General features: G+C 68.0%; 19 protein-coding genes. 9 read left to right on the top strand and 10 right to left on the bottom strand.

Annotation, left to right across the window (positions count from 1 at the left end):
- Positions 1-11: 11 nt before the first annotated feature.
- The 3 genes from PKB_RS14905 to PKB_RS14895 are packed head-to-tail and all read right to left on the bottom strand — an operon-like array spanning position 12 to position 5740.
- Positions 12-1424 (bottom strand): efflux transporter outer membrane subunit, encoded by a 1413-nt coding sequence (locus PKB_RS14905; RefSeq protein ID WP_043252888.1) that lies wholly within the window; start codon positions 1422-1424, stop codon positions 12-14.
- Positions 1408-2550 (bottom strand): efflux RND transporter periplasmic adaptor subunit, encoded by a 1143-nt coding sequence (locus PKB_RS14900; protein WP_043252887.1) that lies wholly within the window; start codon positions 2548-2550, stop codon positions 1408-1410. Before PKB_RS14900 ends, PKB_RS14905 begins: the two co-directional genes overlap by 17 nt.
- Positions 2540-5740, bottom strand: coding sequence for an efflux RND transporter permease subunit (locus tag PKB_RS14895; protein WP_043252886.1), 3201 nt, complete (start codon positions 5738-5740; stop codon positions 2540-2542). The genes PKB_RS14900 and PKB_RS14895 overlap by 11 nt, the downstream gene beginning before the upstream one ends.
- 196 nt (positions 5741-5936) lie before the next feature.
- Between PKB_RS14895 and PKB_RS14890 the strand changes: the two genes are divergently transcribed.
- Positions 5937-6347, top strand: coding sequence for a PA0061/PA0062 family lipoprotein (locus PKB_RS14890; RefSeq protein ID WP_043252885.1), 411 nt, complete (start codon positions 5937-5939; stop codon positions 6345-6347).
- A 62-nt stretch (positions 6348-6409) separates the two neighbouring features.
- Entirely contained in the window at positions 6410-6817 is a 408-nt protein-coding gene (locus PKB_RS14885) for a PA0061/PA0062 family lipoprotein (protein ID WP_043252884.1), read from the top strand.
- 82 nt (positions 6818-6899) lie between these two features.
- Here PKB_RS14885 and PKB_RS28765 read toward each other — a convergent pair whose 3' ends face one another.
- The 6 genes from PKB_RS28765 to potE all read right to left on the bottom strand — a co-directional run bounded on the left by PKB_RS28765 (position 6900) and on the right by potE (position 13557).
- Complete coding sequence (locus PKB_RS28765; protein ID WP_052355296.1) at positions 6900-7535, bottom strand: winged helix-turn-helix domain-containing protein; 636 nt, start codon at positions 7533-7535, stop codon at positions 6900-6902.
- An 8-nt stretch (positions 7536-7543) separates the two neighbouring features.
- Positions 7544-8923 (bottom strand): sensor histidine kinase, encoded by a 1380-nt coding sequence (locus PKB_RS14875; RefSeq protein WP_052355295.1) that lies wholly within the window; start codon positions 8921-8923, stop codon positions 7544-7546.
- Positions 8901-9584, bottom strand: coding sequence for a response regulator transcription factor (locus tag PKB_RS14870; protein ID WP_043252883.1), 684 nt, complete (start codon positions 9582-9584; stop codon positions 8901-8903). Before PKB_RS14870 ends, PKB_RS14875 begins: the two co-directional genes overlap by 23 nt.
- A 126-nt stretch (positions 9585-9710) precedes the next feature.
- Entirely contained in the window at positions 9711-11027 is a 1317-nt protein-coding gene (locus PKB_RS14865) for an OprD family porin (RefSeq protein ID WP_043257376.1), read from the bottom strand.
- Between the two features lie 298 nt (positions 11028-11325).
- Positions 11326-12117 (bottom strand): transporter substrate-binding domain-containing protein, encoded by a 792-nt coding sequence (locus tag PKB_RS14860; protein WP_242411175.1) that lies wholly within the window; start codon positions 12115-12117, stop codon positions 11326-11328.
- 102 nt (positions 12118-12219) lie between these two features.
- Complete coding sequence (gene potE / locus PKB_RS14855) at positions 12220-13557, bottom strand: putrescine-ornithine antiporter (protein WP_043252882.1); 1338 nt, start codon at positions 13555-13557, stop codon at positions 12220-12222.
- A 312-nt stretch (positions 13558-13869) separates the two neighbouring features.
- On the opposite strand from potE, the gene PKB_RS14850 reads away from it, so the two are divergent.
- The 7 genes from PKB_RS14850 (at position 13870) to PKB_RS14820 (ending at position 20186) form a co-directional block, all read left to right on the top strand.
- Positions 13870-14850, top strand: a complete 981-nt coding sequence (locus PKB_RS14850; protein ID WP_043252881.1) for a quinone oxidoreductase family protein — start codon at positions 13870-13872, stop codon at positions 14848-14850.
- 11 nt (positions 14851-14861) lie between these two features.
- Positions 14862-15710: a TauD/TfdA dioxygenase family protein gene (locus PKB_RS14845; RefSeq protein WP_043252880.1), complete on the top strand. Its 849-nt coding sequence runs from the start codon at positions 14862-14864 to the stop codon at positions 15708-15710.
- A gap of 53 nt (positions 15711-15763) precedes the next feature.
- Entirely contained in the window at positions 15764-16816 is a 1053-nt protein-coding gene (locus PKB_RS14840; RefSeq protein WP_043252879.1) for a beta-keto acid cleavage family enzyme, read from the top strand.
- Positions 16817-16904: 88 nt separating this feature from the next.
- The gene (locus PKB_RS14835; protein WP_043252878.1) at positions 16905-18188 is read left to right on the top strand and encodes an MFS transporter; all 1284 of its coding nucleotides are present in this window, start codon (positions 16905-16907) and stop codon (positions 18186-18188) included.
- Complete coding sequence (locus tag PKB_RS14830; RefSeq protein WP_043252877.1) at positions 18182-18847, top strand: DsbA family protein; 666 nt, start codon at positions 18182-18184, stop codon at positions 18845-18847. The genes PKB_RS14835 and PKB_RS14830 overlap by 7 nt, the downstream gene beginning before the upstream one ends.
- Entirely contained in the window at positions 18844-19179 is a 336-nt protein-coding gene (locus tag PKB_RS14825) for a Rieske (2Fe-2S) protein (protein ID WP_043252876.1), read from the top strand. The genes PKB_RS14830 and PKB_RS14825 overlap by 4 nt, the downstream gene beginning before the upstream one ends.
- Positions 19176-20186 (top strand): YeiH family protein, encoded by a 1011-nt coding sequence (locus PKB_RS14820; RefSeq protein ID WP_043252875.1) that lies wholly within the window; start codon positions 19176-19178, stop codon positions 20184-20186. The genes PKB_RS14825 and PKB_RS14820 overlap by 4 nt, the downstream gene beginning before the upstream one ends.
- Before the next feature lie 148 nt (positions 20187-20334).
- On the opposite strand, the gene PKB_RS30150 is transcribed toward PKB_RS14820, so the two are convergent.
- Positions 20335-20859 (bottom strand): Tli1a family immunity protein, encoded by a 525-nt coding sequence (locus PKB_RS30150; RefSeq protein ID WP_043252874.1) that lies wholly within the window; start codon positions 20857-20859, stop codon positions 20335-20337.
- Positions 20860-20956: the final 97 nt, after the last annotated feature.

The raw sequence follows: 20956 nt of genomic DNA, 5'->3' as shown, positions 1-20956 counted from the left end.
GCTAGCGCTGTTCAGCCGGCATGCCAGTCGCCGCCCAGCGCTACCAGCAGTTGCGCGCTGGCCTGCAGGCGGCGGGTCTGCAACGCCTGGCTGTGCAGGCGCGCCTGCAGCGCGGCGGTCTGCGCGCTGATCACATCCAGGTAGCTGACTGCGCCATTGCGATAGCTCGTCTCGGCCAGGTCGCGGGCGTGCTCGGCGGCGTGGGTCGCCCGGTCCTGGTCGATGGCTTCGGCCTGCAGGTCGCGCAGCTGGCCGAGCGGGTCTTCCACCTCGCGCAGGGCCCTGAGCACCGTTGCCTTGTAGTGTGCGCTGGCTTCGTCGAACTCGGCCCTGGCCCCGCGTTCGGCGGCGTGCCGGCGGCCGCCGTCGAGCAACGGCAGGCTGGCCAGCGGACCGAGCGCCCAGATGCGATTGCCAGCGCCGAGCAGGTTGCCGCTGCCGGCGCTCTGGCCGCCGACCAGCGCGCCCAGGTCGAGGTCCGGCAGCCAGGCCGCGCGGGCCACGCCGATGCCGGCGTTGGCGGCATACAGGCGGCGTTCGGCGGCGGCGATGTCCGGGCGCCGCTGCAGCAGGGTGCTGGGCAGTTCGGCCGGCACCTGGGGCAGCGCCGGCAGCGCCACGTCGGGTGCGATGCCGAAGCGTGCGGCATCCTCGCCGAGCAGTTCGGCGATCGCATGTTCGAGCAGGCGGCGCTGGCCGATCACTTCGTCGCGCTGCGCACGGGCGTCGTCGAGCTGGTGCTCGGCGCGCGCCAGGTCGAGTTCCGAGGCGATGCCGTTGTCGTAGCGCGCCTGGGTCATGCGCAAGGCCTGGGCATAGGCGTCGAGGCTCTGGCCGAGGATCGCCGCCTGCTGGTCGAGACCGCGCAGCGCCAGGTATTGGTGGGTCAGCTCGCCCTGCAGCGAGAGCCGCGCGGCGGCGAGGTCGTCGCCGGTCGCTCGGGCCTCGGCCTGGCCGGCGGCGGCGAGGTTGCGCAGGCGCCCCCAGAGGTCGAGGTCCAGGTTCAGGCCCAGGGCCAGGGTGTCGCTGTCGTAGATGTCCGGTTGGTCGCTGCCGCGCAGCGGCCTGTCGTCGGACTGCCGCTGGCGCAGGGCCTGTGCGCTCAAGCCGGCCTGCGGGGCACGTGCGGCGGCGATCTCGCGGGCGGCGGCGCGGGCGGCGTCATAGTGGGCGACGGCGGCGGCCAGGGTGGGGTTGGCTCGTTCCAGTTGCTGCTGCAGGCTATCCAGCCGTGGGTCGGCATAGCGCTGCCACCAGTGTGCCGGGACGCGGTCGGCGGGCTGCGCGGGCAGCCAGTCGCCGTGGGCATCGCTGTAGTGCGCGGGCATGGCCGGCAAGGGCGGCTGGTAGGCCGGAGCGAGGGAACAGGCGCCCAGGCCGAGCAGGGCGAGGAGCAGCAGGGCGCGTTTATGCGGGATGCGCATCGTTGCCTCCTTTCGCAAGGCGCACTGTATCGCCGCTGGCCAGCGAGTCCGGCGGATTGTCGATGACCCGGTCGGCGGCACCGAGGCCCTGGTCGACCTGCAGGCGATCGCCCAGGTCGAGGGCAATGTGGATGCTGCGCATCTGCACCTTGCCGTGGGTGTCCAGCACCGCCACCTGCGGGCCCTGGGCGCGGAAGATCAGCGCACTGGCGGGAATGCTCAGGCGCGCCTGGTCGTGCGGCACCGGAATGCGCGCTTGGGCGTAGTCCCCTGGCAGCAGCGTGCCGTCGGGATTGTCGGCGACGAACTCGGCGAGCAGGCTGCCCGAGTGCGGATCCACCGCCGTCGAGCTGCCGCTGTAGCGCGCCGTGAAGCGACGTCCGGGGTGCTCGGGCACGCTGAAGCTCACGCTCAGGCCGGGATGGATGGCGTTGGCGTAGTTCTGCGGGATGGGCACGTAGAGGCGCAGGCGATGGGTGTCGGCGACGCGGAACAGCTCGGGGCCGCTGGCGCTGTCGGCCTGGATCAGCTGGCCGACGTCGGTGCGCCGTGCGGTCACCACGCCGTCGAAGGGCGCCTGCAGGGTCTTGTACGCGCTCAGCGAGGCCAGGCGCGCGAAGTCGGCCTGCGCGGCGGCGACGTTGGCCGTGGCCGCTTCGGCGTTGGCCTGTTTCTCGTCGGCCTCCTGGCGCGCCACCGAGTGGCTGGCCAGCAGGTTGCGCCAGCGCGCCGCGGTGGTCTGCGCCAGGTGTGCATTGGCTTGTGCCTGCTGCAGGCGTGCGCGGGCCTGCTGCAGTTGCTGGTCAAGGTCGGGGCTGTCGATCTCGCCGAGCACCTGGCCGGCCTTCACCGGTGTGCCGATGTCGCTGCGCCAGTCCTTGAGGTAGCCGCTGACCCGCGCGTGGATCGCCGCTTCCTGCCAGGCCTCGAGGTGTGCAGGCAGGTCGAGGGCGTCGCCGGCGCCGGCTGCCCCCGGAAGGAAGGTATTTACCACCGGCAGGGCCTGGGCCTCGGTCCAGGCAGCCACGGCGTGGGCGTGTCCGGCGCGCAGGGCCAGGCCGCCGCCTATCAGGGTGGCGGACAGGCCGAGGGCGCCGATGAACAGGAACGTGTGCTTAGCGGGCATGGTTTTCGACTCCAGCGGCCAGGGAAGTTGAACGGTGGGCCAGGCTGAACACCACCGGCACGAAGATCAGGGTGGCGACGGTGGCGGCGAGAAGGCCGCCGATCACGGCGCGGCCGAGCGGCGCGTTCTGCTCGCCGGACAGGGCCAGCGGCAGCATGCCGATGATCATCGCCAGGGCGGTCATGCAGACCGGGCGGAAACGGGTGAAACCGGCCTCAAGCGCGGCCTTCACGGCGTCGCCATGTTCGGCCAGGCGCTCGCGGCAGAAGCTCACCACCAGGATCGAGTTGGCGGTGGCCACGCCCATGCAGAGGATGGCCCCGGTGAGCGCCGGTACCGAGATCGTGGTGCCGCTGAGGAACAGCATCCAGACGATGCCGGCCAGGCCCGCGGGCAGGGCGGTGATGATGACGAAGGGATCGAGCCAGGACTGGAAGTTCACCACGATCAGCAGGTAGATCAGCACGATGGCGCCGGCCAGGCCGAACAGCAGGCCGCCGAACGCCTGGTGCAGGGCATCGATCTGTCCGTGCAGGCTGACCTCGGCGCCTTTCGGGCGTTGCGCGGCCATGCCGTCGATGACGTGCTGGATGTCCGTGGCCACTCCCGCGAGGTCGCGGTCCTGCACGTTGGCGTAGAGATCCAGGGTCGGTTCGATGTCGTAGTGGCTGATCACCGCCGGGGTCGTCACCCGGTGGATGCGCGCCAGTCCGCCGAGGATCTGCGCCAGTCCGCTCGCACCGGTCACCGGCAGCGTCTGCAGCGCTTGCAGGCTGTCGAGGCGGTACTGCGGCGTGGCGGCCACCACGCCATAGGACACGCCATTCTTGGGGTTCAGCCAGAACACCGGCGCCACCTGCGAGCTGCCGGCCAGCGAGGCGACCATCGAGTTGGTGACGTCGCGCTCGGTCACGCCCAGTCCCTCGGCGCGGCGGCGGTCGACATCCACCTGCAGCGCCGGATAACCGGTGGACTGCTGGATGCGCAGGTCGGCGATACCCGGCACATGGCGCAGGCGTCGCTCCATTTCGATGGCATAGGCACGGTTGGCCGGGCCATCGGGGCCGGAGATGCGGACGTCCAGCGGCGCCGGCGCGCCGAAATTGAGGATCTGGCTGCTGACGTCGCCGGGCAGGAAGGCGAACTGGCTTCCGGGGAAGCGCTGCGGCAGCACCTCTCGCAGGCGCTTCACGTAGTCGGCGCTGGGTGCGTGGCCGGGCCGGAGGGCGACCTGGATATCGCCATCCTGTGGGCCGATGGTGCCGCTGCTGGCGTAGGCCATGTCAATGCCGCTGAGCGGAATGCCGATGTTGTCGAGGATCACCTCGCGTTGGTCCGCCGGGATCACTTCGCGGATCGCCGCCTCGATGCGGTCGAAGGCCGCCGCGCTCTCCTCGATGCGCGTGCCCAGTGGCAGTCGCACGTGCAGCGCGAGGGTCTCTGCATCGGTGGCGGGGAAGAAGTCCTCCCCCAGGCTCGGCAGCAGCAGGAAGCTGGCGAGCACGGCGCCGAGGAACGCCACGACGAAGCGCCGTCGATTTTCCAGTGCCAGGCCCAGCAGGCGGTGGTAGGCGTCGCGGGTGCGGCTGAAGCGCGCCTCGAAGGCCTGCTGGAAGCGCACCGGCGCCGAGCGCCAGATGGCCCGGTCGCCCTCGTGGTGGTTCAGGTAGTCGTCCTCCGGGTGCTGGCCGCTCCCGCCCTCGACGTGATGCGGACGCAGCAGGTAGAGGGCGAGCGTGGGTACCAGGGTGCGCGAGAGGAGGAACGAGCTGCCCATGGCGAACATCACCGCCAGTGCCATCGGCCGGAACAGGTAGCCGGCCACGCCCTGGAGCATGAACATCGGCACGAAGACGATGCAGATGCACAGCAGCGAGACGAACGCCGGTCCGACGATCTGCCGCGCGCCGTCGAGGATCGCCTCGCGTACCGCCTTGCCCTGTTCCAGGTGCCAGTTGATGTTCTCGATGGTCACGGTGGCGTCGTCGACCAGGATGCCCACCGCCAGCGCCAGGCCGCCGAGGGTCATGACGTTGAGCGTCTGCCCGCTGGCGGCGAGCAGGGTGATGGCCGACAGCACCGCCAGCGGGATCGAGGCGGCGATGATCAGGGTGCTGCGCCAGCTGCCGAGGAACAGCAGGATCATGGCGCTGGTCAGCAGCGCGGCGATGATCCCCTCGCGGGCCACGCTGCCCACCGACTGGCGGACGAAGGTCGAGGCGTCGTCCAGCAGCGAGGTCTTCAGCTCCGGCGGCAGCACCTCGCCGATGCGCGGCAGCATGGCGCGGATCTGCCCGACGATGGACAGGGTCGAGACCTCGCCGTTCTTCAGCGCCGGCATCAGCACGGCGCGGTGGCCGTCCACGCGCACCACGTTGGTCTGCGGCGGCGAGCCGTCGCGCACGTGGGCGACCTGGCCGATGGTGATGACGGTGCCGTCGACGGTCTTGATCGGCAGGGCGTTGAGCTCATCGATGGCGCTCGGGCTGTTGTTCAGCAGCACCGTGTATTCCTTGTGGCCGAGCTTGGCGGTGCCCACCGGGATGATCTGGTTCTGCGCCGCCAGGGCGTTGCCGACGTCTTGCGCGGAGAGGCCCTTGGCGGCCAGCGCCTGTGGATCGAGATCGAGGGTGATCTGCCGCTGCCGGCCGCCCATGGGAGTGGGCAGCGCGAGGCCGGCGATGGAGGTCAGCGGCAGGCGGATCTGGTTCTGCACCAGGTCGCGGATCTTCGCCTCCGACAGGCTCGGACTGGAAAAGGCCATCTGCAGGATGGGCACGGTGGAGGCGTTGTAGTTGAGGATCAGCGGCGGGGTGATGCCCGGCGGCATCTGCTTGAGCACCGTCTGCGACACCGCGGTGACCTGGGCGTTGGCGGTGCGGATGTCTACCCCCGGTTGGAAGAAGATCTTCACCACGCCGATGCCGGGCAGCGATTGCGACTCGATGTGCTCGATGTCGTTGACCGTGGTGCTCAGCGAGCGCTCGTAGGTGAAGAGTACGCGCCCGGCCATGTCCCGCGGCGACAGGCCGTTGTACTGCCAGACCGCGGCGATCACCGGGATGCCGATGTCGGGAAACACGTCGGTGGGCGTGCGCAGCGCCGCCAGCGGGCCGAGGATGCAGATCAGCAGCGCCATGACGACGAAGGTGTAGGGCTTGTCCAGTGCGGTTCTTACCAGCCCGAGCATCGATGAAACCTCTTTCGCGGTTGCGGAAGCGCTCTAGTCTGGGCGTCTTCGCCTAACAGGAAGGCGCGCCGCGGATGAAGGTTCTTTCATCGAGGGCCTAAAGATTCCTTCATGGGGATTCATTTGTCTGTCATCTGCCCGGCTCGCACCCTGCAGCTCATCCCGACCGCCCTGGCGGTCCTGCAGAGGTGATGACATGTCCCGCAAGCTGTTGCCTTCCCTGGCCCTGCTGTCCCTGCTCGGTTCCCTCGGCGCCTGCGCCGGGCGCGAACCGGCGCCCCGCCCAGACCTCGCCCGCGTCGACCTCGGCCAGGAGGCGCCCAACCAGCTCTACGCGGTGGCGCTGGACGGCCGTCCGGTCAAGGACCTGCGTTACTTCGATGTCGGTCCCGGCAGCCACCGCCTCGCCGTGGAGCTGGACAAGAGCGGCGACGACTCCCCCGACCAGGGCCTGTGCAAGGCGAGCCTGGACTACCCCGGTTTCGTCGCCGGGCAGCACTACCGCCTGCGCGAAAGCACCCTGGGCAGTCGCCTGGTGGTGCGCCTGTACGGCGCCGACGGCCAGCCCCTGGACGATCCGCAGCCGCTGAGCTGTTTCCCCGGCTGATTTCCCCGAGCCATCCGCCAGAGGTGGCCCTTTCCACCAAGTCCCAACCCTGAGGTGATCCCATGTCCCGCGCTCGTTACCTGGCCATTCCGTTGCTGTCGCTGTTTGCCGTTCTTGCCGGCTGTGCCGGTCCCATGCCCAAGCCGAACCCCTCCGAAGCCTGGGTCAGCCTCCAGGAGGAGACCCCCGAGGTGCTGCTGGCCGAGAAACTCGATGGCCAGCGCCTGGACGACGGCCGCTTCTTCGAGGTGCCGCCGGGCGCCCACAGCCTGCAGGTGCAGCTTTACGACAACCTGGACAGCAACGCCTCGCAGTTGTGCGACGCGACCGTGAAGTACGACGGCTTCCAGGCCGGCGGCCATTACCGCCTGGAGGAAACCAGCCTGGGCCGGGAGTTCCGCGCCAAGCTGTATGACAGCCAGGGCCACAAGCTGGCCGAGACTGATCATTTCAGCTGCATGCCGAGTTGATGGTCAGGGTGCCGGGGTTGGCCTCTGCGCCAATGTCCGCAGCACTCACCTGCAGGAGCGAGCTTGCTCGCTCCTGCAGGGGCTAGCGTTCGCGCAATAGCAGTGGGCGGGTCAGGCGATAGCCCGATCCGCGCAGGGTTTCCAGCGAGTCGTCCAGGCCCAGCAGGGCCAGCTTGCGCCTGGCCCCGCCAACCAGGCGCTGCAGGCGGTGCGGGCCGGCTTCCTGGGTTTCTCCCCAGAGCCATTCCTCCAGCCTTTCCCGCGGCAGGACCCCGCCGTGCCTTGCCAGGGCTTCCAGCAGGCGTTGCTCGTCGCGGGTCAGCGTGACCTGGCGGGTACCCAGGCCCATCAGCGGGAAGCCCGGCGAGAGCCAGGGTGTTTCGTCCGCCGGTGGTTGGCCTTGCAGGCGCAGCAGGGCTTGCAGGCGCGCACGCAGCTCGCGGGGAGTGACCTCGGCGGGCAGGCACAGGTCGGCGCCGGCGCGCAGGCAGGCCACCGGGTCTGGATTGCCCAGTACCAGCAAGGCCGTACGCCCGCGCGGCGCGGCACACAGCGGCAATAGCCATGGGTCGTTGGCCGGCAGCTCCAGCACGGCCAGGCGAAACTGGCCGTCGGCCAGGCGTGGCGCGGCTTGGTCGGGGCGGACGTGGCTGCTGGCGAAAGCCAGCCCACGCAGGCGCGCGGGGGCGGGCTCCAGCGCTACGTAAAGGAGTGACATGCGCTCATTCAATCCAGCGGCGAGGTGCTGTGGCAGAGCACCCCGAAGTGTGCGCCGCCCAGCTCGCTGTCCTCGATGCGGTAGGCGAAGCCATGCAGGCTGAAGATCGCCGCGACTATGGACAGGCCCAGGCCGAAGCCGGCGGACTCCACCTCGCGGCCGCGGTAGAGACGGCGGAAAACCACCGTTCGTTCGGCCTTGGGCACGCCGGGGCCGGAGTCGAGCACGCTGATGTGGCACTGGCCGTCGTGGCATTCGCCGAGCAGGCGGATGCAGCCGCCTTCGGGAGTGAACTTGATGGCGTTGCTGAGCAGGTTGCCGAAGGCTTCGAAGAGCAGCGCGCGGTCGCCACGCAGCGCCGGCATGGCATCGACCCGAAGCTCCAGGCGTTGCCCGCGTTCCTCGGCCAGCGGCAGGTAGAAGTCGTGCAGCTCCTGCAGCAGCGGTGCGGCCTGCAGGGTTTCGAAGGATGCACGGCGGCGGTGGTCTTCCAGTTCGGAAATGCGCAGCAGCGCGCGGAAGCGCAGCATCAGCGAGTCGGTCTCGGCGATCAGCTCGTCGAGTTGCTCGGCCTGCTCGCCGTGGGCGTCCTGCTGCAAGTGATGCAGGCGCGTGCGCAGGTGGGTCAGCGGTGTGCGCAGGTCGTGGGCCACGCTGTCGCACACGCCCTTGACCTCCTGCATCAGCTGGACGATGCGGTCGAGCATGCCGTTGACGATGGCCGCCAGCATGTCCAGTTCGTCGCGTCGTGGCGACAGCGGCAGGCGTCGCTCCAGGTCGCCGGCGACTATCGCCTCGGCGCTGCGCTGGATCTGGCGGATGCGTTGCAGCGGCCGGCGGCGCAGCAGATGCCAGCCGACGATGCCGGGGATCAGGGTCAGGGAGAAGCCCCAGAGCAGGGCGTGGAAGATGATCCGGGTAACCGCGCTGAGTGAACCGTTGTCGCGCACCAGGACCAGTTGGCGGCCGTCTTCCAGGTAGATCAGCAGGGCGTCGCAGCTGCTCGTCACCTGGCTGCCCTCGACCAGCCGGTCGCAGCGTTTCAAACGGTGCACCTGGGCGTCGCGGCGCAGGTCGTTGGGGATGTGGTTGACCTTGCCGCTGATCGGCCGCCCGTCCCGGTCGAACAGGCCGTAGGCATCGTTGGCCCGTTCGTCGAAGCTCTGGCTGGTGCTCAGGGCTGCGTCCAGCTTGTCGCCCTCGAAGCGTGAGAACAGGTGCGCGCGGGAGATCAGCGAATGCGCCGAAAGGCTGTCCAGGTAGCTCGAGACTTCCCAGTACAGGGTGCCCATCAGCAGGCAGCCCCAGGCGATGAAAAGGAAGCTGTACAGCGCCAGCAGCCGGCTGCTGGACGAGCGCCAGCCCCTAGAGGGGTTCGGCAAGGACATAGCCCGCTCCGCGCACGGTCTTGATCAGCGGCTCGAGGCCGGGCTGGTCGATCTTCCTGCGCAGCCGGCCGATGTGCACGTCGATCAGGTTGGTGCCGGGGTCGAAGTGGTAACCCCAGACCTCCTCGAAGATCATCATCCGCGACAGCACCTGGTTGGCGTTACGCATCATGAACTCGAGCAGCTTGTACTCGGTGGGCAGCAGGCTCAGCAGCAGGCCGTTGCGCCGTGCCTCGTGCTCGATCAGGTCAAGCTCCAGGTCGGCCACGCGCAGGACGGTCTCGCTGGCGCTGGCCTGTTGCTGGCGGCGCAGCAGCACTTCCACGCGGGCGGCCATCTCGTCGGGGGCGAAGGGCTTGGTCAGGTAGTCGTCGCCGCCAGCGCGCAGGCCGCGGATGCGCTCGTCGACGTCGGAGAGGGCACTGATCATCAGCACCGGGGTCATGATGCCGAGCGTGCGCAGGGTGGTGACGATGGCCAGGCCGTCGAGCTCGGGCAGCATGCGGTCGAGGGTGATGGCGTCGTAGCCGCCGCCGACCGCCTTGACCAGGCCTTCGCGGCCGTTGCGCACCCAGTCCACCTGCAGGCCGTGGCCGAGCAGCTCGGCACGGATCGCCTGGCCGGTGATTTCGTCGTCTTCGATGGTGAGGATGCGGCGCATGCGGGCTCCCGTCGTTCTCCAGGGGGCCGTATTCTGCAACGGAAGCCCTTAGCGCTTCCTTAAAAGATATTTCACGTAAAGGCCGCAGGACGGGCGATGGGGGGCCCGGCCCACGGCGCGGTGGCATCAGAAGATGTTCAGCGGGTACTCGGTGATCAGGCGGGTCTGCTCCAGGTGGCCGCCGGTGGAGGCGTCGCCGGCGTGCCAGGCTTCGCGCAGGCGGAAGCTGAGGTTCTTCGCCGGACCGCTCTGCACCACGTACTTGGCTTCGGCGTCGGTCTCGTGCTCGCGGTCGTCGCTGCCATAGGCGCCGTAGTAGGCAGAGTCGGCGTTCAGGTGGCTGCCGTCGATGCCGTAACCGCGGATGTGGCGGGCCATGAAGCTCAGGCCGGGCACGCCGAGGCTGCCCATGTCGAGGTCGTAGCGCACCTGCCAGGAGCGTTCGCCCGGACCGTTGAAGTCGGAGTACTGCACCGAGTCGGCGAGGTCGATGGAGTTGCCGTAGCGGCCCGCGGCGTTGCCGGCGTCCATGCTGCCGAAGCCCATGTAGTCGAAGGGCTCGTCGCCATGCACCTTCTGGCCGGCGAGGGTGAAGGTGTGCGCGCCCAGGGTGTAGGCGGCGGCTAGCGAGTAGGCGGTGGTGTCGATCTGGCCGGCGCGGGCGCTGCCGCTGTCGAGGGTGCGGTAGAGGTTGAAGTCGAGGTTCAGCGACTGCTGGTCGGCCAGCGGCTGGGTGAAGTCGAGGTTGACGTAGCCCTGGTCCCAGATGTCCTGCAGCCGATCGGCATAGAAGCTCGCGTTGAACTGCTTGTTGAATTCGTACTTGGCGCCGGCATAGCTGGCCGCCGAGCTGCTGACCCCGGCGTAGCTGGCGAGCAGGTCGCCGTCGTGGCGCGTGGTGGTGTTGCCGGTGCCGGCGGTGAAGCGTCCGGCATCCAGGTTCAGGCCCTCGATCTCATGGCTCTGCAGGCGGAAGCCGGTGGCGGTCTGCGGCACCAGGTAGTTGTCGGCGGTGGCGAATACCGGGGCGTCGGGCTTCATGTCGCCGTAGGCCAGGGTGCTGTTGGAGATGCGCATCTTCACGTCGCCGCCGGCCTTGCCATAGGACTTCTGCGGCTCGCCGTCGCCGTCGAATGGCACGTTCGGCGAACCGGCGCGACCGGCGCCGCCGTCGAGCTTCAGGCCCAGGTAGCCGAAGGCGTCGATGCCGAAGCCGACCGTGCCCTGGGTGAAGCCGGAGCTGTAGTCGAGCATGAACGCCTGGCTCCAGTCGCGCTGGTGCGCTCCGGGGCCGGTCTGGTGCCAGAACAGGTTGCGGCTGAGCAGGTTGAGGCTGCCGTCCTCGATGAAACCCTTGGCATCGGACTGGTCGCTGGCGCTGGCCAGGCCCGGCAGGCCCAGGGCCACCGACAGGGCCAGGGTGCTCAACTTCATTGGTTCCACTGAACGCTTCATCGAAAGGTATCCCCCACGCCGGGATCATGGGCCCGGCAAGAATTGTTGGTTGTGCTGCGCGGCAATGCCGGCCGGCTGCCATTAGGAAGGGCGGGGGAAGGGCGGACAAATGAATCCGGATGAAACTTTTTTCAGGTTCGCCGACGCCGGCGGCGGGCAAAAAAAATGACCGTCCCGCGAACGGGATCGGTCACCAAGGAGCGGCTTCACTATGGATCAGGCGGCGCTCCGTCGGGGTTAAAGATGTTTCATGCAGATTCATTGGCCAGTGGGCCCGACAGAGCCTTCAAGGCAGGCTGTACAGCCGCAGCAGCATCAGCTGCTGTTCGCTAGGCGCGCCGAAGTAGCGGGTGTACAGCGCCTGGCCCATTTCGCCGCGCAGGCTCTGGCTCAGTGCGCGGTCGACCAGAAGGCGGAAGTCGTCGTCGCCGCGGGCCAGGACCAGGCTGGCATGGGCCGCTTCGAACAGGCGGTCCGACACCCGCAGTTGCGCGCCGTTGGCCTGGCGGGTCTGGTAGTGCAGCAGCGACAGGCGATCGCCGAAGAAGGCATCGACCCGGCGGTTCAGCACCTGCTGCACGCCCTCGTCGTAGCTGCCGACCTCCACCAGGTTCGACTGCAGGCCCAGTTCGCGGGCGCGCTGCCGGACCCAGGTGGCGCCGAGGGTGCCCTTGAGCACGGCGAAGCTGCGCTTGCTCAGACCCTGGTTGACCGTCGCCCGCCAGGTCGGGCCACGCTCGCGCGGCGCACCGGAGAGGGCGTCACGCAGGTCCGCCGGAGCGTCGCTGCGCAGGATCGCGCCGATCCCGGCGGTGATCACCGGCAGCGAGAAGCTCACCGTCTCGCGGCGCTGCAAGGTTTCCACCAGCGGACTGCAGAGCAGGTCGACCTGGCCGCCGCTGACCGCGTCCAGCGCCTGCGCCAGTTGCACCGGGCGATAGCGCGTCTGCAACTGGGCGAGGGCGGGGTCCTTGCGCAGTTCAGTGGCCACCGCCTGGCAGAGGTCGATGCCGTAGCCGCTGGCCTGCTTTTCATCGCCATCGGTGAAGGGCGCATCGCCGGCGATGAAGCCCAGCACCAGCTCATGGTTCGCGCGGATGCGCTCGAGGCTGCCGGCGGTGGCCCGGCAGGGTGAACAACGCGCTCAGGCCAAGGGCCAGCAGGGTAGGGATGGTCCGCTTCATTGGGCCTCCGATGCGGCGGGGCGACGGGAGAGGATCTTCACGAAGCGCTTGGCGATGAAACCGAACAGCAGGTAGCCGACCACCATCACCATGGCCGCGCCGAACACCGCGTCCACACCCGAGGCATAGAGCGCGTAGAAGCAGTAGGCGGCGGCGATCAGCGCCACCAGTGTGTTGCGGCGGAACACGTCGAGGCCGACGTTGGCCTTGTACATGATCACCCAGAGCCCGGTGAGCGAGGTGATGTAGGGAATGATGTTGGTCACCGCCGCGAGGCTGACCAGCTTGGTGAACTGCGCGGTGGCGTTGGGCGAGATGGTCGAGAGGGCGATCAGGCTCTGCATCACGGCGCAGGTGATCAGGCCCGGGAGCGGCGCGCCGTGGCGGGTGACGCGGGTGAACAGGGGCGGGAAGAGCTTTTGCTGGGCGGTGACCCGCGCAGTCTCGGCCAGGGTGAACTGCCAACCCAGCAGCGAGCCGGTACAGGCGATCACCGCCAGCGCCATCACCACGTTGCCCACACCGTCGCTGAACAGGTGCGCATAGACCAGCGCGAAGGGTGCGCTGGAGTTGGCCAGCTCGGGGTTCGGCACTATGCCCTGGATGACGGTCGTGGAGAGCACGTAGACCACCGCCGCGCCAAGAGTGCCGAGCAGGCAGGCGAGCGGCACGTTGCGCTTGGGGTTCTCCACGGCGTCGGAGTTCTGCGCCGCCGACTCCATGCCGAGGAAGGCCCAGAGGGTCAGCGGGATGCTGCTGCTGATGGCTTCGCCGACCGGCAGCTTGTTCGGGTTCCAGGCGGCGGCGAAGACCTGCGGGTCGAACCACAACCAGCCGATCAGGCCGAGCCCGGCCACCGGGATGATCACGCCCCAGACCGTGATCGAGCCGAGCCGCCCGGTGATGCTCGGGCCGCCGAAGTTGGCCAGGGTGGTCACCCAGATCAGCACCAGCGTGCCGATGAACAGCGGGATGGCGCCGCTGCCGAGCCAGGGCACGAAGGGCGTCAGGTAGCCCACCGCGGAGATGCTGATGGCGACGTTGCTGATCACCAGCGAGAGGAAGTAGAGGTACGAACAGAGGAAGAACGCCGACTTGCCGTGGGCCTCTTCGCTGTACGCCGACATGCCGCCGGAGCGCGTGCAGTAGATGCCGCACTGGGCGAAGCAGTAGGCGATGGCCATGGAGCCGATCGCGGTGAATATCCAGGAGAGCAGCGATACGGCGCCCAGCTGGGCCATGCTCGAGGGCAGCATGATGATGCCCGAACCCATCATGTTGACCATCACCAGGGTCGTCAGCCCTGTGAGTCCCATCTTCCGTGTCGCCGCCATGCGCGTCTCCCGCTTCGGTCAGAAATGACTCGCCCGGCGGTCAGGCATTTCGCCGCGGCCGGGCTGATCCAAGGATAGGCACAGCTCGATGGACCAGCCATCGAAGCCCTTCTTTTCTAGCTACGCCTTTGCCTTGGCGACGCCTTGATCGCCGTCAATTTCCGCGCGTGGCGTCCCCTGTCATGAAATGAAAAGTCCCTGTCGTGCCATGAGAAGCGCCTGCCAGGCCGCATCCCTAGAGTCGTTTGCACAAGGGGAAATACCCCCCCAAACAAGTATCAAGAACAAGCATCCACACGGGAGACAGGGCACATGGCCAAGGCGGTTCGCTTCTACGAGGTCGGGGGACCTGAGGTTTTGCGTTACGAGGACGTCGAGGTCGGCGACCCGGGACCCGGACAGGTACGCCTGCGCCACGTGGCCGTCGGCCTGAACTACGCCGACACCTACTTCCGTAACGGCACCTATGCCGTGCCGCTGCCCAGCGGCATGGGCGTCGAGGCCGCCGGCGTGGTGGTTGCGGTGGGCGAGGGCGTTAGCAACGTCAAGCCCGGCGACCGCGTCACCTACACCGGTTTCGTCAACACCCTCGGTGCCTACAGCACCGAGCGCCTGGTGCCGGCCGCGCCGCTGATCCGCCTGCCGGAGAACATCGCCTTCGAGACCGCCGCGGCCATGACCATGCGCGGCCTGACTTCCGCCTACCTGCTGCGTCGCATCCACGACTTCAAGGCTGGCGACAGCATCCTCCTGCACGCCGCCGCTGGCGGTGTCGGCCTGATCGTCTCGCAGTGGGCGAAGCTGCTCGGGCTGAACGTCATCGGTACCGTCTCCAGCGGGGCCAAGGCCGAGGTCGCCTACGCCCATGGCTGCAGCCATGTCATCAACTACAGCGAAGAAGACGTGGCCAAGCGCGTTCGCGAGCTGACCGACGGCCGTGGCGTCGACGTGGTCTTCGACAGCGTCGGCAAGGACACCTTCATGGCCTCGCTGGACTCGCTCAAGCGCCGCGGCCTGATGGTTTGCGTGGGTACCGCGTCCGGCCCGATCCCGGCCTTCGACCCGGTGCTGCTGGCGATGAAGGGCTCGCTGTTCCTGACCCGTCCGGCGCTGGCCGACTACATCGCCGAGCCGGCCGAGAAGCAGGCTCTGCTCGACGAACTGTTCGGCCATGTCGGCAACGGCGACATCCGCATCGAGATCAACCAGCACTACGCGCTGGAAGACGCCGTGCAGGCGCACCGCGACCTCGAATCCCGCAAGACCACCGGCTCGTCCATCTTCGTCATCTGAGGAGCGTCGCCATGCACGTGGAACAACTGACCTGCAGCATCGGCGCCGAACTCTCCGGCGTCAGCCTGGCCGACGCCGCCCACGACGAAGGCCTGTTCGCCGAGATCCGCCAGCTGCTGCTCACCCACAAGGTGCTGTTCCTGCGCGACCAGGACATCAGCCGCGCCGACCACGTGACCTTCGCTCGCCGCTTCGGCGAGCTGGAGGACCACCCGGTGGCCGGCAGCGACCCGGAGCACCCGGGCCTGGTGCGCATCTACAAGAACCCCAACCAGCCCAACGACCGCTACGAGAACGCCTGGCACACCGACGCCACCTGGCGCGAAGTGCCGCCCATGGGCTGCGTGCTGCGCTGCGTGGAGTGCCCGCCGGTAGGCGGCGACACCATGTGGGCGAACATGGCCCTGGCCTACGAGAACCTGCCGAGCGAGATCAAGGAGAAGATCGAAGGCCTGCGCGCCCGCCACAGCATCGAGGCGAGCTTCGGCGCCGCCATGCCCATCGAGAAGCGCCTGGCGCTGAAGGCCCAGTACCCGGACGCCGAGCACCCCGTCGTGCGCACCCACCCGGAGACCGGCGAGAAGGTGCTCTTCGTCAACGCGTTCACCACCCATTTCAGCAACTTCCACACCGCCAAGAACGTGCGCTTCGGCCAGGACGCCAACCCCGGTGCCAGCGACCTGCTGCGCTACCTGGTGAGCCAGGTCTACATCCCCGAGTACCAGGTGCGCTGGCGCTGGAAGAAGAACAGCGTGGCGATCTGGGACAACCGCAGTACCCAGCACTACGCGGTAATGGACTACCCACCCTGCGTCCGCCAGATGGAGCGCGCCGGGATCATCGGCGACAAGCCTTACTGAGCCGGGCCGCAAGCCCGCGCGTCGATCCAACAAGAACAATCCAGGAGACCGACATGCAATTCTTCGACGATTCGCTGCACCCCGAAAACCAGGAAAAAGTCGTCATCACCGTGGCCCCCTACGGCCCCGAGTGGATGCCGCAAGACTTCCCCGAAGACATCCCGGTGACCATGGACGAACAGGTCCAGAAGGCCGTGGATTGCTACGAAGCCGGCGCCACCGTGCTGCACCTGCACGTCCGCGAGCTGGACGGCACCGGCTCCAAGCGCCTGTCCAAGTTCAACGAGCTGATCGCCGGCGTCCGTGAAGCCGTGCCGGACATGATCATCCAGGTCGGCGGCTCGATCTCCTTCGCCCCGGAAAGCGAAGGCGAGGCAGCCAAGTGGCTGTCCGACGACACCCGCCACATGCTCGCCGAGCTGACCCCGAAACCCGACCAGGTCACGGTGGCGATCAACACCACCCAGATGAACATCATGGAACTCTTGTATCCGGAGTACCTGAAGGGCACCTCCCTGGAGCACCCGGCCTACCAGGCCGCGTACAGCGAGATGACCGTGCCGGCCGGCCCGGCCTGGGTCGAGGAGCACCTCAAGCGCCTGCAGGCCAACAATATCCAGCCGCACTTCCAGCTGACCGGCATGCATGCCCTGGAAACCCTCGAGCGCCTGGTGCGCAAGGGCGTCTACAAGGGCCCGCTGAACCTCACCTGGATCGGCATCGGCGGCGGCTTCGACGGCCCCAACCCGTTCAACTTCATGAACTTCGTGCACCGCGCGCCGGATGGCGCCTGCATCACCGCCGAGTCGCTGCTGAAGAACGTGCTGCCGTTCAACATGATGGCCATGGCGATGGGCCTGCACCCGCGCTGCGGCATCGAGGACACCATCATCGGCCAGCACGGCGAGCGCATGACCTCGGTCGAGCAGATCCAGCAGTGCGTGCGCGTCGCCCACGAGCTGGGCCGTGAAGTCGCCAACGGCCAGGAGGCCCGCGCCATCTACCGCATCGGCGTGCAGTACAAGGACGTCGAGGAAACCCTGCGCATGAACGGCATGGCGCCCAACCGCCTGCCGGGCCAGAAGTCCGTCCCGCAACGCGCGTGACGAACTCCGGGCCGGGGTCTGCCAGTACCCCGGCCCGGCTTTAATTCCTATAAGAACAAGACACCCCCACGCCTGGAGAGGTAGCGCCATGGCCTTCCACACCGTCGCCACCGGCGATGTCCAAACCGCCGCGCCGAGCGTGACGCGCCGCTATGCCTGGGTCGTTTTCGCCCTGACCTTCGGCCTGCTGATTTCCGACTACATGTCGCGCCAGGTGCTCAACGCCGTATTCCCCCTGCTCAAGGACGAATGGGTCCTGAGCGACGCCCAGCTCGGCCTGCTCAGCGGCATAGTCGCGGTCATGGTCGGCCTGCTGACCTTCCCGCTCTCGCTGCTCGCCGACCGCATGGGGCGGGTGCGCAGCCTGGCCCTGATGGCCATGCTCTGGAGCCTCGCCACCCTCGGCTGCGCGCTGGCCGAGAACTTCCCGCAGATGTTCGCTGCGCGCTTCCTCGTCGGCGTCGGCGAGGCGGCCTATGGCAGCGTCGGCATCGCCGTGGTGATCTCCGTATTCCCGGCGCACATGCGCGCCACCCTGACCGGTGCCTTCATGGCCGGCGGCATGTTCGGCTCGGTGCTGGGCATGGCCCTGGGCGGTGTGCTCGCCGCGCACCTGGGCTGGCGCTGGGCCTTCGCCGGCATGGCGCTGTTCGGCCTGTTGCTGGCGCTGCTCTATCCGCTGGTGGTGCGCGAGAAACGCATCGGCCAGGTGCGCGTCGCCCACCAGGGCGGCGGACACCCGCTGCGCAGCCTGTTCAACAGCCGCTCGGTGGTCGCCGCCTACGTCGGCAGCGGCCTGCAGCTGTTCGTCGGCGCCGCGGTGATGGTCTGGTTCCCCAGCTACCTGAACCGCTACTACCACATGGGCACCGACCAGGCCGGCGCGGTCTCGGCGATCATCGTCCTGGTCGGCGGTGCCGGCATGGTGCTCTGCGGCATCCTCAGTGACCGCCTCGGCCGCCAGGCGCCGCAGCGCAAGATCGTCCTCGCCATCGCCTTCTGCGCCATCAGCTGCCTGCTGCTGTCGCTGGCCTTCCGCCTGCCGCCGGGCACCGCGCAACTGAGCCTGATCGCCCTCGGCATGCTGGTCACCACCGGCACCTCGGGCCCGGCCGGCGCGATGGTCGCCAACCTCACCTACACCGCCGTGCACGGCACCGCCTTCGCCACCCTGACCCTGGCCAACAACCTGCTGGGCCTGGCGCCGGGGCCGCTGCTCACGGGCGTGCTGGCCGACCACCTGGGCCTGGACCGCGCCTTCCAGCTGATCCCACTGATCAGCATCGCCGCCGCCCTGGTGTTCGCCTTCGCGCACCGCCACTACCACGCCGACATCAAGCGCCTGCGGGCGGAGGAGGCCACCCGATGCTGACCCTTAACCTGGAGATGACCTTCGACTTCATCTGCCCCTGGTGCCTGATCGGCAAACGCAATCTGGATACCGCGCTGCAGGCACTGCGGCGCGAGCGCCCGGACGTCGACGTACGGATCAACTGGCTAGGCCTGCAGTTGCTGCCGCAGATCTCGCTGGAAGGCGAACCCTTCGCCGAGTTCTACGTGCGTCGCCTGGGCGGCAAGCGCGCGGTTCGCGCACGCCAGACCGAAGTGCGAAACGCGGCGAAGAAAGCCGGCGTCGAGATCGACCTCGAACGCATCCGCACCATGCCCAACACCACCTATGCGCACCGCGTGTTCGCACGTGCTGCCCAGGTCGGTACCGAGGCGCAGCTGGAAACGCTGTTGGAGCAGATGTTCCGCGCACACTTCGTGCTGGGCGACGATATCGGCCAGCGCGAGTCGCTGCGCCGCATCCTGCGCAGCTGCGGTTATCACGCAACGGACTTCGAAGATGCGCTGGCCGAAGGTGCCAGCTATTTCATCGGACGCCGCGTCGGCCTGGCGGATTCCAGCGTGCCGCTGTTCCTCGTTGAAGGCCGTCCGTTCGCCCTCGGCGCGCAGTCTCCGGAAGTGTTGCTGACGTCGCTGTGTCGTGCCGTGGAGCGGCAGCGCCAGGCAGGGCAGGCGGCATGAGCGAACGCTTTGCCATCGCCGCCGAGCGGCTCCCTGAGCCGGGCGGCCGCCGGCTGTTCCTGCACGGTGAGCGAGGCCTGCTGCTGTTCAACGTTGCTGGCGAGTTCTACGCCATCGACGACGGTTGTCCGCACAACGGCGCTTCGCTGTTCTCCGGTCAGCTCCAGGGCCGCTTGCTGCAATGCCCGGCCCATGGCCTGCGCTTCGACCTGGCCAACGGCTGCGCCGCCGGCATCAAGGGCTTCGGCGTACGTCGCCACGCCATCGAATGGGATGGCACCACCTGCATCGTCGTAATCACCGATTCCGCGCCCCAGGAGATTTCCGCATGAGCGCCACTGCCATCACTGCGCTGGGTACGCGCAGCCGCACGCTGCTGCCCGGCTTCCTGGTCAGCGCCATGGTCGCCGCCGCGGCGACCTTCCTCTCCGAGCACTACGGCGCACCGGTCATGCTCTTCGCCCTGCTGCTGGGCATGGCGCTGAACTTCCTCGCCGGCGACAGCGTGTGCAAGAAAGGCATCGAATTCACCGCCCGCGAAGTGCTGCGCCTGGGCGTGGCGCTGCTCGGCATCCGCATCACCCTCGGCCAGATAGCCGCGCTCGGCTGGCAACCGGTGGTGATGGTGATAGTCCTGGTGGTCGTGACCATCCTGGTGTCCATCGCCGCCGCCCGCGCAATGGGCTTCAACAGCCTGTTCGGCCTGCTCTCCGGCGGCGCCACCGCGATCTGCGGCGCCTCGGCGGCACTCGCCCTGGCAGCAGCGCTGCCGGCCCACGAGAAGAAGGAAAAGGCCACGCTGTTCACCGTGCTCGGTGTGTCGGCGCTATCGACCCTGGCGATGATTCTCTACCCGATGATCGCCCACGCCCTGGGCCTGAGCCCGCTGCACGCAGGGATGTTCCTGGGCGGCACCATCCACGACGTCGCCCAGGTAGTGGGCGCCGGCTACGGCATGGGCCGCGAGGTCGGCGACGTGGCCACGGTGGTCAAGCTGATGCGAGTAGCGATGCTGCTGCCGGTAATCCTCTGCGCAGCGATGATCACCCGCGCCCAGGGCGTCGAACCCGGCACCAAGCGCCCGCCGCTGCTCCCCTGGTTCGCCGTGGGCTTCGTGATCCTCGCCGCGCTCAACAGCACCGGCGTCATCCCCGAAGTGGTCCAGCAAACCGGCGGCAAGCTGTCGCAATGGTGCCTGGTCATCGCCATCGCCGCCCTTGGCATGAAGACCCAGCTGCGCGAGCTGGCGGCGGTGGGTATCAAGCCGATCCTGCTGATGGTGGGGGAGACGACTTTCCTGGTGCTGTTGGTGTTGGCGATGTTGCGCTGGGGGATGTGAGGGGAGGGGTGTTGCACTGATTTGAAGAGGCCGGCGCAGGGAGTACCTGCGCCGGCTTTTTTTCTGCACTGCCGAGCTTTAGTTTTTGTTGGCTTGCCAACTGCCTCCGGATTGCTAGTTGAATTCCCCGTCATCCATGGGAAGCCAGTTACTTCGCCGGACACGTCTTGGGCACCGGCAACTGCAGCGGGGTCTTGATCGGATATTCGGGGGCGCCGTAGGGGTAGCAGGAGGTGCTGACCTGCAACTGGTCGCAGGGCAGGAAGTGCACGGTGATGCCGCAGACCTTCTGGCCGGTGTAGTCCGGGACCGGGACTAGCTGGGTGTGTTGGCGTTTTTGCGCCTCCGACTTTGCTAGCCAAGCGTCGTACTTGGCCCGGTCTCCATATCCAGGAAAGTCCCATGAGTAGCCATTTCCAGTTTCCCAATCGATCCGCACCGTTAACCCTGGCCGCCATTTCGCTGGTGGCGCATAACCTCCGCCTCCGCCCCCTCCCTGGTAAGGGCCAATGATGTCGACGACCGAATGGCCATCGACGCTGAAGTGGTTGATCGCCCACTGGGTGTGATTGACCCCGTAGATGGTTCCGGCCTGGGCCGTAGCGGCGAACAGAACGGCGGCGAGGCAGCCAACCAGGGGGCGCAGCGTGCGACAACGAACGATTGGAAACATGCGGCGCCCTCCTTGGGCGGGATGACAAGGGCGTGGATCAGGCCGGCACATCGGGCACCTCGCGGGTCTTGGCCTCATGGGCGGCCCACAGCTCGGC

This window comes from Pseudomonas knackmussii B13 (assembly GCF_000689415.1).
Lineage (GTDB): Bacteria > Pseudomonadota > Gammaproteobacteria > Pseudomonadales > Pseudomonadaceae > Pseudomonas > Pseudomonas knackmussii.
Note: the sequence above shows the minus strand (reverse complement) of the source record. Positions and strands in the feature narration are given on the sequence as shown.

Coding starts and splice junctions, on each gene's coding strand:
- PKB_RS14905 (WP_043252888.1), bottom strand. CDS start 1,424: ATGCGCATCCCGCATAAACGCGCCCTGCTGCTCCTCGCCCTGCTCGGC.
- PKB_RS14900 (WP_043252887.1), bottom strand. CDS start 2,550: ATGCCCGCTAAGCACACGTTCCTGTTCATCGGCGCCCTCGGCCTGTCC.
- PKB_RS14895 (WP_043252886.1), bottom strand. CDS start 5,740: ATGCTCGGGCTGGTAAGAACCGCACTGGACAAGCCCTACACCTTCGTC.
- PKB_RS14890 (WP_043252885.1), top strand. CDS start 5,937: ATGTCCCGCAAGCTGTTGCCTTCCCTGGCCCTGCTGTCCCTGCTCGGT.
- PKB_RS14885 (WP_043252884.1), top strand. CDS start 6,410: ATGTCCCGCGCTCGTTACCTGGCCATTCCGTTGCTGTCGCTGTTTGCC.
- PKB_RS28765 (WP_052355296.1), bottom strand. CDS start 7,535: ATGTCACTCCTTTACGTAGCGCTGGAGCCCGCCCCCGCGCGCCTGCGT.
- PKB_RS14875 (WP_052355295.1), bottom strand. CDS start 8,923: ATGTCCTTGCCGAACCCCTCTAGGGGCTGGCGCTCGTCCAGCAGCCGG.
- PKB_RS14870 (WP_043252883.1), bottom strand. CDS start 9,584: ATGCGCCGCATCCTCACCATCGAAGACGACGAAATCACCGGCCAGGCG.
- potE (WP_043252882.1), bottom strand. CDS start 13,557: ATGGCGGCGACACGGAAGATGGGACTCACAGGGCTGACGACCCTGGTG.
- PKB_RS14850 (WP_043252881.1), top strand. CDS start 13,870: ATGGCCAAGGCGGTTCGCTTCTACGAGGTCGGGGGACCTGAGGTTTTG.
- PKB_RS14845 (WP_043252880.1), top strand. CDS start 14,862: ATGCACGTGGAACAACTGACCTGCAGCATCGGCGCCGAACTCTCCGGC.
- PKB_RS14840 (WP_043252879.1), top strand. CDS start 15,764: ATGCAATTCTTCGACGATTCGCTGCACCCCGAAAACCAGGAAAAAGTC.
- PKB_RS14835 (WP_043252878.1), top strand. CDS start 16,905: ATGGCCTTCCACACCGTCGCCACCGGCGATGTCCAAACCGCCGCGCCG.
- PKB_RS14830 (WP_043252877.1), top strand. CDS start 18,182: ATGCTGACCCTTAACCTGGAGATGACCTTCGACTTCATCTGCCCCTGG.
- PKB_RS14825 (WP_043252876.1), top strand. CDS start 18,844: ATGAGCGAACGCTTTGCCATCGCCGCCGAGCGGCTCCCTGAGCCGGGC.
- PKB_RS14820 (WP_043252875.1), top strand. CDS start 19,176: ATGAGCGCCACTGCCATCACTGCGCTGGGTACGCGCAGCCGCACGCTG.
- PKB_RS30150 (WP_043252874.1), bottom strand. CDS start 20,859: ATGTTTCCAATCGTTCGTTGTCGCACGCTGCGCCCCCTGGTTGGCTGC.